Origin of the sequence: Micromonospora sp. NPDC005710 (assembly GCF_040630995.1) — a bacterium.
Lineage (GTDB): Bacteria > Actinomycetota > Actinomycetes > Mycobacteriales > Micromonosporaceae > Micromonospora.
The window spans coordinates 1-13,519 of record NZ_JBEXYP010000001.1; the positions used below are offsets into that span (position 1 = coordinate 1).

Here is a 13,519-nt window from a genome sequence, read left to right on the forward strand (position 1 = left end):
ACCCCCACCCCACCACCCCACCACACAACCACGCCACGCACAACCCCCCACGCACCGCTGGCCGGCACCCGCAACCCGGGTGCCGGCCAGCGGCACATCCGTTCCCGCACGCCAGGCGTCTGGCACGCCGGTCACCGAGCGCCGATGGGCGCGCCCACACGCCCGGTGCACGGCGCAAGCGGATGCCGCACGACTCGATCAGTGGCTCCCCGCAGATCTTGGACAGTTCCCGTTCTGCTGCGCTAACGGAAACTGTCCTAGATCTGCACGGATGCAACGTGGCCGATCAGCGGCCAACCCGTCAGAAGAGGACGGTGGCGAGGGTGCCGATCGGCTGGAAGCCGCACCGCTCGTAGACGCGGCGGGCCGGGAGGTTGAAGTCGTTCACGTACAGGCTGACGGTGGGGGCGACCCGCAGCAGCGCGTCGCGGACGACGGCTGCCATGGCCGCGGTGGCGATTCCCCTGCCGCGCCACTCCGGTGCCACCCAGACGCCCTGGATCTGCGCGGTCCGTTTGGTGACCACTGCCAGTTCGGCTTTGAAGACGACCTTGCCGTCGATGATGCGGGCGTACGCGCGACCGGCCCGGACCAGGTCGTTGACCCGCCGGCGGTAGCTGCGTCCGGCGTCTTCGGCCAGCGGGGAGACGCCCACCTCTTCGGTGTACATGGCCACTGCCGCCGGGAACAGCCTGTCGACCTCGCCGGGCCGGACCTGGCGTACCTCGGGGTCGGCCGGTACGGGTGGCAGCGTGTCGGTGACCAGTAGTGGCTGATTGGGGCGGACGTCTCGCGCTGGCCCCCAGGTGTCGGAGAGCCGGTCCCACAGCCCGAGAACGGCGTCGGCCCGGCCGACGATCGAGGAGCAGAGCCGCTCCTCACCGGCGAGCAGGTCGGCGAAGGCGGCGACCGCAGCGTCGCTGGCCAGCACCGGGGTCAGGTTGCCGCCGAGCCAGCAGAGTGATTCGAGGTTGCGGCGGGCCCCGTACCCCAGGATTCTGCCCTCGGCCCGCCACCAGGAGAGTCCGCGCGCGGCAATGCGCTCGGCGACCTGCGCACCCGCGAACGGGTCATGGTCGAGCAGTCGCTCGACCGCGCGGCGCTCCGATTCCCCCAGTTGGCGTACCGGCACCGTCAGCACGACTATCAGCCTGCCAGATCAGCACCCTGCTTCGCCGGTCGAGTGACAAGGCCGGCACCGGTTCCGCGCGGCGGGGTATGGCCGGCCGAGCGGACGGCCGGGGGCACCAGGGCTCCGAGCAGGAGAAACAGGGCATCGAGCACAAGCCGTCCCGGTACGCCCATCCGGGAGCGAGGCTGGTCGCCGCGGCGTAGAGGACGCACGCCAGAGACACGCCAAAAGACGTACGTACGGTTGGTAAATCAGGGGTTGTCGCCGATGCATTGCCGATATATCGTTGATGCATCAGCGATAGTCCTAAGGAAGGAAGAACCGATGAGGTTCCACCGACAGCACCACCCGATGCACGAGGCCCGGATGCGGGGCTTCGGCTTTCCGCCGATCCCGCCCGGTCCGCACGGTCACGAGCACGGACACGGCGGCCCCTGGGGCGGCCGGGGCCGCGGACGAGGCCGGGGCCGTCGCCCCAACGTCCGCGCCTCGGTGTTGGCCCTGCTCACCGAGCGGCCGATGCACGGCTACGAGATGATCCAGGAGATCGACTCCCGCACCGGCGGTGCGTGGCGGCCGAGCCCGGGCTCGATCTACCCCACGCTCCAGCTACTGGAGGACGAGGGCGTGATCGTCGCCAGCACCGAGGAATCCGGTGGTGGGCGGAAGCGGTTCACTGTCACCGAGGCCGGTCAGGCCGAAGCCACCGAGGCCGCGCAGACCCCGCCGTGGGCGGACGTCGCCCAGGGCACGGTGACCAGCTGGCACGACATCCGCGACTCCGGGGCGCAGGCGATGAACGCGCTGCGCCAGGTGATGATGAACGGCACCGACGACCAGCGCGAGCGGGCCGCCCAGGTGCTCGACGAGACCCGACGCAAGCTGTACGCGATCCTCGCCGAATCCGAGTGACGCCCGCCCGCGTGGATCAGCACGAACGCACAGCGGCCGTTCCCCGTACGGGGAACGGCCGCTGTTTCCACTTGGAAGATCAGTGCACGGTGACGGTCGGGCCGGTGACCAGCCCGCGCAGCTCCTCGGGAAGCTCGGCGCCCATCTCGTCGGCGATCCGCAGCGCCTCCTCGATCAGGGTCTCGACGATCTGCGCCTCGGGCACCGTCTTGACGACCTGCCCCTTGACGAAGATCTGGCCCTTGCCGTTGCCGGAGGCGACGCCGAGGTCGGCTTCCCGGGCCTCGCCCGGACCGTTCACCACGCAGCCCATGACGGCGACCCGCAGCGGCACGGGCAGCCCTTCCAGGCCGGCGGTGACCTCCTCGGCCAGCTTGTAGACGTCCACCTGGGCCCGCCCGCAGGACGGGCAGGAGACGATTTCCAGGCCCCGCTCGCGCAGGCCGAGGGATTCCAGGATCTGGTTGCCGACCTTGATTTCCTCGACCGGCGGGGCGGACAGCGACACCCGGATCGTGTCGCCGATCCCCTCGGCCAGCAGCGCGCCGAAGGCGACCGCCGACTTGATGGTGCCCTGGAACGCCGGCCCGGCCTCGGTGACGCCGAGGTGCAGCGGGTAGTCGCACTGCTCGGCGAGCTGCCGGTACGCCCGGATCATCACGACCGGGTCGTTGTGCTTGACCGAGATCTTGATGTCGCGGAAGCCGTGCTCTTCGAACAGCGAGCACTCCCACAGCGCCGACTCGACGAGCGCCTCCGCGGTGGCCTTGCCATACTTCGACAGCAGACGCTTGTCCAGCGAGCCGGCGTTGACGCCGATCCGGATCGGCACCCCCGCCGCCCCCGCGGCGCGGGCGATCTCCTTGACCTTGTCGTCGAACTGCCGAATGTTGCCCGGGTTGACCCGGACGGCCGCGCAGCCGGCGTCGATCGCGGCGAAGACGTACTTGGGCTGGAAGTGGATGTCGGCGATCACCGGGATCTGCGACTTCTTGGCGATCGCGGGCAGCGCCTCCACGTCGTCCTGGGAGGGCACGGCCACCCGGACGATCTGGCAGCCGGACGCGGTCAGCTCGGCGATCTGCTGGAGGGTCGCGTTGATGTCGGAGGTGAGGGTCGTGGTCATCGACTGCACCGACACCGGCGCACCACCACCGACCGGCACCGAGCCGACCATGATCTGGCGGCTGGCCCGACGGGGGGCGAGCGGCGGGGGCGGTACGGCGGGCATACCGAGACTGATAGCTGTCACTTCAGGCACTCACCTTGAGAAGAGCGTGATGGGGTTGACGACGTCCGCGGCGATGGTCAGCAGCGTGAACGCGCCACCGATCAGGATCACCGCGTACGTGAAGGGCATCAGTTTGAGGTAGTCCACCCGGCCGGGGTCGGCCCGGCCGATCCGCGCGTAGACCCAGGAGCGGGCTCGTTCGAACCAGGCGACGGCGATGTGGCCACCGTCGACCGGGAGCAGCGGCAGCAGGTTGAACACGCCGATGAAGAAGTTCAGCGACACGAAGAGCATGAAGAAGACCAGCCAGGCGTTGTTCTCCACCGCCTCGCCGCCGAGTCGGCTGGCGCCGACCACACTGATCGGGGTGTCGATGTCCCGTTCGCCGCCGCTGAGGGCGGTCCACAGGGCGGGGACCTTCTGCGGGAGGCGCTGAAGTGCCTGGACGGTGCCGACGGCCAGTTGACCGGTGAAGTCGGCGGTGGCGCCGAAGGCGCCGACCGGGCCGTACGTCACGCGGGTCGGGGTGCTGGGGACGAGCCCGACGCCGAGCGCGGCCACCGGGGCGGCGGCACCGTTGGGGTTGTCCAGCGGCGGACGCTGCGTCTGCGCGAGCACCGTGCTGGTGGTGGCCGGCTGCCCGTCGCGGACGTACGCGATCTGCGCGGTGGCGCCCGGCTTGAGCCCGCGCAGCGTGGTGAGCAGGTCACCGTAGGAGTTGACCGGGGTGCCGTTGATCGAGGTGATCCGGTCGCCGTTCTTCAACTGCGCCTGCGCGGCCGGGCTGGCGGCGTCGGCGGTGGTGCAGGCGCGTACCGCGTTCTCCGGGACCACGCACTGGCTGAGCTGGATGACTGCGGGCTCCTGGCGGGCCTGCGCGTCGGTGGTCGGGAAGTCGGGGTTGGGCAGGCCGGCGGAGACGGCGAGGATCCAGATGGTGACCAGTGCGAGCGCGAAGTGCGTGATCGACCCGGCGGCCATCACGATCGTCCGCTTCCAGACCGGGTAGCGCCACATCACGCGCGACTCGTCGCCCGGCTCGACGTCGTCGTCCTGCGGCGTCATACCGACGATCTTGCAGAAACCGCCGAGCGGGATGCCCTTGAGGCCGTACTCGGTCTCACCCCGCTGGAACGACCAGATGGTGGGGCCGAAACCGACGAAGTACTTCGTGACCTTCATCCCGAACGCCTTGGCGGTCAGCAGGTGACCCGCCTCGTGCAGACTGACCGAGATGAGAATGGCCAGGGCGAAGAGGACCACCCCGAGCAGGTACGACATCAAGCTCCTTCCACCGAACCCGCGATGATCTCCTGCGCGTGCGCGCGCGCCCACGACTCGGCCGCGAGCACGTCCTCGACGGTACCTGGTTCGCCGAAGTCCGGAGCCTCCTCCAACACGCGTTCGAGGGTGTCGACGATGCCGAGGAACGGCAGCCGGCCCGCCACGAACGCCTCGACGCACTCCTCGTTGGCGGCGTTGTAGATCGCGGGGCGGCTGCGGCCGGCCTCCCCGGCGGCCTTGGCCAGTGCGACGGCCGGGAACGCCTCGTCGTCGAGCGGGGCGAACTCCCAGGTGTGCGAGGTCGTCCAGTCGACCCCGGCGGCAGCCTCGGGAACCCGGTCCGGCCAGCCCAGCGCGACAGCGATCGGCAGCCGCATGTCAGGTGGGCTGGCCTGGGCGATGGTCGAGCCGTCGACGAACTCGACCATCGAGTGGATCACCGACTGCGGGTGCACCATCACGGTGATGTCGGCGTAGGGCACGTCGAACAACTCGTGCGCCTCGATCACCTCCAGCGCCTTGTTGACCATCGTGGAGGAGTTGATCGTGACGACGGGCCCCATGTTCCAGGTCGGGTGCGCGAGCGCCTGCTCGGGCGTGACCTGCGTCAACTCGTCGCGGCTCCGGCCCCGGAACGGGCCGCCGCTCGCGGTGACGATCAGCCGACGCACCTCGCCGCGCGCACCGGCTCGCAGGCACTGGGCCAGCGCCGAATGCTCCGAGTCGACCGGCACGATCTGCCCCGGCCGCGTCACGGCGGCCTTGACCAGCGGGCCGCCGGCCACGAGCGACTCCTTGTTGGCAAGCGCGAGGGTACGACCACCGCGCAGCGCGGCCAGCGTAGGAGCGAGGCCCAGCGAGCCGACCACCCCGTTGAGCACGATGTCGCACGGCCACTGGGCCAGCTCGGTCATGGCGTCCGGCCCGGCCACGATCTTGGGAAGCTTGAAGTCGCCGGTGGCCCATCCGCGCCGGCTCGCCTCCGCGTAGAACGCGAGCTGGAGATCCTGCGCGGCGGACGCCTTGGCCACCCCGACCGCCTCGACGCCCAACTCGAGGGCCTGTGCGGCGAGCAGCTCGATGTTTCCGCCGCCGGCACCCACCGCCACCACCCGGAACCGGTCCGGGTTACGCCGGACGATGTCGATGGCCTGCGTACCGATCGAACCGGTGGACCCGAGCAGGACAAGATCGCGGGGGGAAGTCACGAGACCTATTCTTCCCCACCCCCGCTGCACGCCCGCTGGGAGCCTCAGCCCTCCCCCTCCACCGTGGCTTCCGCCGGCTCATCCTCGGGCGGCGCCTCCTCGCCGAGCAGGTCGGCCGGGTCGATGGTGAACTCGAACGGCTCCCGCATCGCGAAGGTGCTCCCCGCCGCAGCGGCAGCCACCGGCCGGTACTCACCCTCGGTCAGCTCGTACAACGCAATGGTGGGCACCCGATTACGCAGGTCAACTCGGAGGAAGAAGGGCACGCCGGCGGCGGCGTACTCACGCGGACGATCGATGATGTCCTTGCGCCGGTTCCCCGGCGAGACGATCTCCCCGAGAAGCACTGCGTGTCTGATGTTCATCGTCGTTCGACCGCCACCGGGAGCGTCGAGAATGACGACGTCCGGGATGAAGAGGTCTTCGCCAGAGACGATGTTCGTCTCAAGATAGAGCCACAGCTTCGCCCGACGGGCCGCCTGCCTGAGGAGATAGGCCAGACCCAGCTCCGCGTCCTGATGGTCGTACCCGGCATGTGGTGTCACGATCACGCTTCCGCTCAGGACCTCGACCTTGGGGCCGTTGGTCTCCGGCAACAGATCGAGGGCGAGCTGCGCGGTCCACGGCTCGTCGTGCCACCGCAGCACGTCGAACGACGGCTCGGTGTGCTGCGGCGCCGGCTCCGGCGCGAACGCTGCCTGGGCCATCCGGGCTCACCCCCTCAGCGGACCATCCTGCTCAGCTCAGCCTAGCCATCGCAGCCCCAGAAGCGCGTGATCGCACACCGGGTCCGTCTATCCGCAAGAGAAATGCGGCGCGCTGACGCCTCCGCCCCCGGCGACCTGGAGATCTTGACAGTTCCCGTCACCGCAGAACGGAAAGTGTCCAAATATCTGCGGGCCGGCACCTGACCCGTCGTGGCCCGTCGCCCCAGGACGGCCAGCCACACCGCGACGCCGACGCAATAGACGGCCAGCAGGGACAGCAGCACCAGGGCCGGGTTGGTCCAGGCGGGCACCAGGTCTCTGTGGCGTTGCATCAACCAGGACGTCGTCGGTGCCTGGACACCGGTGAGGTCGTCGAACCGGGGTCCGACGACCGGGTGCTGATCATGACCAAGTGTGATGATCATGGGCCCGATCGACGGATAGCCCTGGGCGTCGCGCTCCGTAACATCAGCGGCGATCACAGCCACAGACGGGGGACACGATGAACGAGAAACTCCAGGCCCGCGCGTTCGAGCGGGTGGCGTCGATTCTGAAGCCGGGGGAACAGCCGGTCAACGCGACCCGAGCGATGGTCGGAGCCTTCTCGGCCAGTCGGCTCGGGACGGCCGTCACGCAGGGGCTGATCCAGGCCGCCGCCGGAACGACCGGGGCCGCGCTGACGCGGACCAAGAAGCAGTTCGTCGTCCTCACCGACCAGCGGCTGATCTTTCTGCCGCAGACCTTCCTGGGCGGGCCCGGCACTGGTGTTCTCGGCGAGGTGCCCCGGGAACACGTCGCACTCGCCGAGGCGAAGATCGGCCTCGTCAGCCTGCTCCGCCTCGCCTTCGGCGGTGCGGGGGACGGCGTCAGCCTGACCTTCCCGCGGGTGGACAAGAAGAACGCCGAGGCCCTCGCGGCAGCTCTGGCGCTGGTGCCGAAAGCCTGATCGGGGCTGGCCCACGTCGGCCCGGCCACCGCGGTGGTGACGTGCCGTGAGCGCGGTGCCGAGCAACCACGGGCGCGGGCTGTTCGCTCGGTGATCGAATCGGGTTCGTGGAATTCGGGGTGTCCGCAGCTCGCGGACACCCCGATTTCACTAGAACCGTGTTGATCAAGCGGCGAACTAGCCGCCGGTGATGACGAACTGTGAGCCCGGCTGGATGACGATGTTGCCGTCGGCCGAGTTCGTGATCGTCACGTTGGTGAGGATGGCGTTGCCGCGTGCGCCGCTCATCGCGAGGATGCCGGCACCGTTGTTGGACTTGTCGATCCGCACGTTGGTGATCGCGAGGTTCGGGATGTTGCCTCCACCGTTCTTGAACTGGATGCCGTCGAAGGTGGAGTCGATGATGTCGGTGTCCCGGATGGTGACCCCGACGATGTCCCGGGTGGCCGGGAAGATCGTGATGGCACCGAACTCCTGGTCCTCGTTCCAGAACGCCCCGCCCGTGCGATAGAGCCCGTTGTTGGCGATCAGCGTCGTGCCGGAGAACGGCAGCGGGTCGTGGTCGGTCGCCAGCATGATGCCCGGGTAGTTGGCGGTGTCGTAGATCAGGTTGTTCTCGATCGAGTTGTCGTAGCCGCCGTAGATGGCGATGCCGTTGGCCCGCCAGGGCAGCTGGATGGTGTTGTTGACGAAGTGGTTGTCGTGGGCGATGTCGACGCTGCGGTCCTTGACGTACGGGTTGGCCCAGACGGCGAGGGCGTCGTCGCCGGTGGTACGGAACGACGAGTTGAACACCCGCGAGTTGCGCGTGCCGTTGCTGAAGTTGATGCCGTCGGCGTACGTGTTGCGGATCCGCATGCCGCTGAAGTCGAGCCCGTCGGCCGGCCCCCACAGGTCGGGGATGTTGTCGTAGTCGCGACCGACCCAGACACCCACGTTGGCGTGCTCGATCCAGACGTTGCTGATCTTCGTGCCGGTGCCGAAGCGACCGTTCAGACCGACGCCGCCCTCGCCGTTGCCGTCGCCGCCGCGGATCCGGCCGGAGCCGAAGATGGCGATGTCGGAGATCTGCGTGTTCTTGTCGATGTCGAAGCCGAAGTTGCCCTCGTGCGGGTGGTTGATGCCGCCCACCACGTTCTGCGGTTCGGTCAGCGTGTAGAGCTGCGAGTGCCACATGCCGGCGCCCCGGATGGTGACGTTGCTGATGCCTACCTGGTTGTGCGTACCCCGGTTCAGCGGGTCGTCGGTCAGGATCTTCTGCTCCTGCCGCCACTGCCCGGCCGGGATCCAGACGCAGCTGATGACGCCGTTCTGGTCGTCGGTCACCGCGCGCTGGATGGCGGCGGTGTCGTCGATCCCGTCGTTCGCCACCGCACCGTACGAGGTGATCGAGGTGCAGCCGGCCGGCTGGCTCGCCGGCCCGGCCACCTGCTCCAGGTCGATCATGTCGATGACGTAGAACGAAGCGGTGTCACCCGAGTCGCGCTGCAACTTGAACCGGGTGCCGGCCGGGTACGACTGCGCCAGCAGGGCGTTCGACTCGTCGAAGAGCCGTCGGGCGTCGGCCTGCGGGGTGTTGGTGAGCGCCTCCGGCCCGTCGGTGTTGCCGTAGAGCCAGCTGTGCTTCGACGACAGTGTCAACTTCCGGGAGAAGACGTCGTTGACGTAGAGGCTGATCGTCGCCTCGATGCCGCCACCACCGGGCGCGTCCGGGATGGAGTTGCGCACCACTATGGAGTTCGCCTGGTTGGCCGAGGTGAACTCGACGAACTGGCCGGTGCTGGTGAGCCGTACCGACTTGCGCCCCGAGGACTCGCTGGCGAAGTTGGTGTGCCCGAACGTCCGCAGCGCGTCGGGCTCCAGCAGGGTGCCCGAGTAGCGACCGGCCTCCGCCTCGTACGAGACGTACGGGACGGCAGCCCCCCGGCCGACCACTATCGACTGGCTGAACGCGTTGTTCGTCTCGTTGGTCTCGGTGACCACGTTCGTGGCGTCGGCGGTGGCGGTTATTGTGGCGCCGCCGCTGGTGGCGGTCCAGCTGCCGCTGACGGCCACTGTGACGGTCGCGCCGGCGGCGATGGAGGCGGTGTTGGTGTTGAGCGTGGTGCTGCCCGCCACCAGCCGGGTGACAGTCGTCGCGCCGGTCGCGGTGGTGCCCCGGTTGCGCACCGTCACGGTGAAGGTGACGGACGCCCCGACGGCCGGGTTCGGCGGGTTCGAGGCGATGCTGAGCACCTGGAGGTCGGGGCCCGGGGCCTGCGACACCACGAGCGGCGACGCCGCGGTGAGGCTGTTGTTGCCGTTGTTCTGCTCGACGACCGTGTTCGCCGGGTCGACCACCGCCGAGACGGCGTAGCTGCCCATCGGTCGGGTACCGGCGTTGAACGACACGGTGGTCGATGCCCCCGCGGCGAGCGCGCCCACCGAGGCGCTGCCGACGACCGCGCCGGCCAGGCTGAAGTTCACAGTGGTCGCACCGGCGGCGGCGGAGCCGACGTTCTGCACCACAGCGGAGAGCGTCACCGCGGAGACCTCGCTCGGCGACGTGGGCGACCAGGTCACCGAGCTGACGACCAGGTCCGGGTTGGGTGCCGGGGTGCCGCACACCTCGAGCTCGGCCACCTGACCGGACGGGGCACCGGTGTTGCCGGTGAACCGCAACTGCACGTCAGCGGTGGTCGCGGTGACCGGGATCGTCACCACGTTGCTGCCCTGGGTGAACTGGTAGGCCGCCGCCGACACCAGGCTGGTGTACGAGGACGACGCCTGGTCGCGGCCGAGGACCTGGATGTTCTGGGTACGGGTGCCCCAGGACGAGTCGGGGTTGAGCTTCACAGTGACAGCGGAGATGGAGTGGTTCGCGCCCAGCGCCACTGTCAGGTTCTGCGGGTAGCTCGCCGCGCCCTCCCAGTAGGTGGAGAGCTGCCCGTCGTTCGCCTTGTCCGGGGTGAAGCTGAAGGTGGAGCCGCTCGCCGTCATGCTCTTGCCCTGCGCCACGTTGGTGCAGGCGGGCGGGTTGCTGCCGGTACGGGTGACGGTGTTGCTGTTCCCGGAGAGGTTGCCGGCCCCGTCGCGGGCCCGGACGTAGTACGAGACGGTGGCAGTAGCCGGCTGGGTGTCCTGGTAGGTGAGGACGGTGCCGAGCGTGGCGATCAGGCTGCCGCCCCGGTAGACGTTGTAGCCGGCGAGCCCGCTGCCACCGGAGTCGGTGGACGCCCCCCAGGTGAGCGTGATCGTGCTGCCCGACGTGCTCTGCGACAGGGTGCCCGGGGTGCTCGGCGCGGTGGTGTCACCACTGCCGGTGCGGGTCACCGTGTTGCTGTTGCCGGAGAGGTTGCCGGCCGCGTCGCGGGCCCGGACGTGGTAGGACACCGTCGCCGTGGCCGGCTGGGTGTCGTTGAAGGTGGTCACGGTGCCGACGGACTGGAGGAACGTGCCGTTGCGGTAGACGTCGTAGCCGGCGATGCCGCTGCCGCCCGCGTTGTCGGTCGACGCGACCCAGTTGAGGCTGATCGTGGTGCCGGACTGGGTGTACGAGAGGTTGCTCGGAACGCTCGGCGCGGTGGTGTCCGGGGTGGTGCCGCCGCTGCCGTACACCTCCAGTTCGGAGAGCTGCCCGGCCGGCCAGCCGCTGTTGGCGGTGATGGTGATCCGGACGTAGCGGGTGGAGGCCGAGCTGAAGTTGATCGTGGCTGCGCTGCCGCTCGCCGGGTCGAAGGTGTACGTCTGCGACCCGACCAGGTCGGTGAAGGACGAGCCGTTGGTGCTGCCCCGCACGCTCAGGGTCTGCGTCCGGGTGCCCCAACCGGAGGTCGGCAGCTTCAGGACGACCTGGTTGACGCTCTGCGATGAGCCGAGGTCGACCTGCACCCACTGCGGGAACGCGTTGTTGACGCTCTCCCAGTAGCTGCCCGCGTTGCCGTCGACGACCCTCGACGAGTCGTAGACGTCGGCGTGGCCGCTCTCCTGGGTGGGACGGCCCTGGGCGAGGTTGGTGGCAGCCACGGCGAAGCCGCTGCCCGGTGCTGCTGCCGGCTCGGCGGGGCGGGCGGCGGCGGCCGGCATCGCGACGGCGGTCGCCCCGGCCGTGGCGATCAGCGCGGCGGCGGCTGTGGCCGCCACCATCCTGAACAGATTCGTTCGTCTCATCACTGTCCTTGTCGTCGGGGGACGGTTGCCGCGGTGGCGGGACCACGGGGTGGGGGTGCGGCGGTGCAGCGCCGGCCGACGCGAGCGGGCCGGTGTCGAGAGAGACGGCTGTGGCACGGGCGGCGCGGGGGCACCGCTCGTGGTGGAAACACCAGGTGGGTACGACCATCAACGGGCCTCCCCAGGAGGCCCGTTGAATCTTCCGAGAGCATGCGCAGAACCGCGCACGCCTTTGTCGAAATCTTGCGTTACTTTGGCCCAAAGGTTACTGACGTGCTACGGGAGCGTCAACACTTCGACCACCGTGACTATTGACGGACTTGTCTGCTCTGCCGACGTCCACACCTGCTGACCTGCCCACGATTTCGGGGAAGGTGCCACCTACCGACGACCGGAGGCCACACCTTCCCCGAAGTTGCGCGGATCTTGCGTCAGGTCGTACCGGAACGATCAGGCATCTGGTGCCCCCAGGACGAAGGTCTCCAGCACCTCTCCGCCGTACCAGTCGGTGCGCTGCCCCACGTGGGTCATGCCCAGCCTCCGGGCGACCGCGATGGACGGCTCGTTACCCGGCGACACGACCGCGTAGATCTCCCGGGTGCCGGCGGCGAACTCGCGGGCCAGCATCCCGCGGGCGGCCTCGGTGGCGTAGCCGTGACCCCAGAAGTCCGGGTGCAGGTGCCAGCCCACCTCGATGTCCTCGGTACGCACCGCCTCGTCCCGCCCCGGCAGCGGCTTGAGCAGCGCCGTCCCGACCACCTGACCGGTCTCGCGGACCTCGACCGCCCAGGTGCCGTACCGACCCTGGTCGTTGGCGTGCCGGTCCTGCCAGAGCCGAAGCCGCTCGACGGCCTGGCCCGGGTCGGTCATCGGCAGACCCGGCGCGACCCCCAACCAACGGCTGATCTCTGGGCGGCGGTAGATGTCGTAGATCCGAGCCAGGTCGGCCGGATCATCGGTCCAGTCACGCAGGATCAGGCGTTCGGTGGTGAGAACAGTCATGATCGGCGATCTTAAGGAGTGACGGCCCCGCCGGCAGGGAAGGAGGACACGATGGGCAACGGATGGCAGCGCGCGAAACGGATCACCAGTGCCGCGTTCCGCCCGGTGCGCGGACGGGACCTGTCGCTGCACGCCGCCGCGATCACCTTCTACGGGGCGATCGCCGTGGTGCCGGTCGCCCTGCTGGCGATCTGGCTCACCACACTCATGGCAGGGGCCGACCGGGTGCGCCGGCTCACCTCGTACGCCGTGGAAGCCCTGCCCACCGCGATCGGCGCGCCCCGGGCGGTCGAGGCGCTGGTCGAGGCCGGGGTGGGGTTGACCCCGCTGCTGGCGCTGGCCTCCCTGCTGCCCGCCTCGCTGTACGGCGAGGGCCTGCGCCGGGCGTTCGTCTCGGTGGCCGCGCCCCGCAGCGACGAGCACCTGGTCGGCTGGCGGGGCCGGCTCCTGCTGCTGCCGCTGCTCGCGCCGGCCCCCGCGCTGCTGCTGTCGATCCTGCTGGCGCTCCCGCTCACCACCCGCCTCGTACGCGAGGGCGGTTGGCTCGGCGTGCTCGGCATCGTGCTGTCGTTCCTGGCGGTGTGGCTGGTGCTCACGCCGGTGCTGGTGTGGGTGTTCCGGGTCGTCGGGCCGGCCTCACCGGACTGGCTCTCCACCCTCGGGATCGGGTCGTTCACCGCGGCGAACCTCTCCGGTTTCCTGCACGGCTTCGTGCTCTTCGCCTCGCTTCCGCTGGACCTCGGGGTGCCGTTCGGCGGCTTCGACGACATCGGCGCCGGCGTGGCCGTACTCCTCTGGCTCTACCTGTTCCATGTGATCGTCCTGGCCGGCTACTCCGCCACCCTGGCCCTCTCCAACTGGCGCACCACCCGCGCCACCCCCACCCCACCGGGTTGATCACGAAGTTCGCGTCACCCGAGGGCCCTCTGGTGACGCAGACCCCGTGAT

11 protein-coding genes are annotated in these 13,519 nt (G+C 69.5%); 3 read left to right on the forward strand and 8 right to left on the reverse strand.

What is annotated here, in order from left to right:
* Window positions 1-301 precede the first annotated feature (301 nt).
* Window positions 302-1,141, reverse strand: a complete 840-nt coding sequence (locus ABZ406_RS00005; RefSeq protein ID WP_357754462.1) for a GNAT family N-acetyltransferase — start codon at window positions 1,139-1,141, stop codon at window positions 302-304.
* 315 nt (window positions 1,142-1,456) lie between these two features.
* Here ABZ406_RS00005 and ABZ406_RS00010 point away from each other — a divergent pair, with 315 nt between their 5' ends.
* Window positions 1,457-2,044, forward strand: coding sequence for a PadR family transcriptional regulator (locus ABZ406_RS00010; protein WP_357754464.1), 588 nt, complete (start codon window positions 1,457-1,459; stop codon window positions 2,042-2,044).
* Between the two features lie 79 nt (window positions 2,045-2,123).
* On the opposite strand, the gene ispG is transcribed toward ABZ406_RS00010, so the two are convergent.
* From ispG to ABZ406_RS00035, 5 genes are read right to left on the reverse strand one after another with little or no spacing between them, the layout of a single operon-like run.
* The gene (gene ispG, locus ABZ406_RS00015; protein ID WP_112588507.1) at window positions 2,124-3,296 is read right to left on the reverse strand and encodes a flavodoxin-dependent (E)-4-hydroxy-3-methylbut-2-enyl-diphosphate synthase; all 1,173 of its coding nucleotides are present in this window, start codon (window positions 3,294-3,296) and stop codon (window positions 2,124-2,126) included.
* A gap of 9 nt (window positions 3,297-3,305) precedes the next feature.
* Complete coding sequence (locus ABZ406_RS00020; RefSeq protein WP_357754466.1) at window positions 3,306-4,556, reverse strand: site-2 protease family protein; 1,251 nt, start codon at window positions 4,554-4,556, stop codon at window positions 3,306-3,308.
* On the reverse strand, window positions 4,556-5,767 hold the full coding sequence (gene dxr, locus ABZ406_RS00025) for a 1-deoxy-D-xylulose-5-phosphate reductoisomerase (RefSeq protein WP_357754469.1): 1,212 nt from the start codon (window positions 5,765-5,767) through the stop codon (window positions 4,556-4,558). The genes ABZ406_RS00020 and dxr overlap by 1 nt, the downstream gene beginning before the upstream one ends.
* A gap of 44 nt (window positions 5,768-5,811) precedes the next feature.
* Complete coding sequence (locus ABZ406_RS00030; protein ID WP_357754472.1) at window positions 5,812-6,474, reverse strand: Uma2 family endonuclease; 663 nt, start codon at window positions 6,472-6,474, stop codon at window positions 5,812-5,814.
* Window positions 6,475-6,515: 41 nt separating this feature from the next.
* Window positions 6,516-6,962, reverse strand: coding sequence for a hypothetical protein (locus ABZ406_RS00035; RefSeq protein WP_357754474.1), 447 nt, complete (start codon window positions 6,960-6,962; stop codon window positions 6,516-6,518).
* Between the two features lie 14 nt (window positions 6,963-6,976).
* Here ABZ406_RS00035 and ABZ406_RS00040 point away from each other — a divergent pair, with 14 nt between their 5' ends.
* Window positions 6,977-7,420: a hypothetical protein gene (locus ABZ406_RS00040; protein ID WP_357754476.1), complete on the forward strand. Its 444-nt coding sequence runs from the start codon at window positions 6,977-6,979 to the stop codon at window positions 7,418-7,420.
* Window positions 7,421-7,597: 177 nt separating this feature from the next.
* Here the strand turns inward: ABZ406_RS00040 and ABZ406_RS00045 are convergent, their stop codons facing one another.
* Window positions 7,598-11,569 (reverse strand): CARDB domain-containing protein, encoded by a 3,972-nt coding sequence (locus ABZ406_RS00045; RefSeq protein ID WP_357754478.1) that lies wholly within the window; start codon window positions 11,567-11,569, stop codon window positions 7,598-7,600.
* Between the two features lie 450 nt (window positions 11,570-12,019).
* The gene (locus tag ABZ406_RS00050) at window positions 12,020-12,571 is read right to left on the reverse strand and encodes a GNAT family N-acetyltransferase (RefSeq protein ID WP_357754481.1); all 552 of its coding nucleotides are present in this window, start codon (window positions 12,569-12,571) and stop codon (window positions 12,020-12,022) included.
* 51 nt (window positions 12,572-12,622) lie between these two features.
* Between ABZ406_RS00050 and ABZ406_RS00055 the strand changes: the two genes are divergently transcribed.
* Window positions 12,623-13,468, forward strand: coding sequence for a YhjD/YihY/BrkB family envelope integrity protein (locus ABZ406_RS00055; protein WP_357754484.1), 846 nt, complete (start codon window positions 12,623-12,625; stop codon window positions 13,466-13,468).
* Window positions 13,469-13,519: the final 51 nt, after the last annotated feature.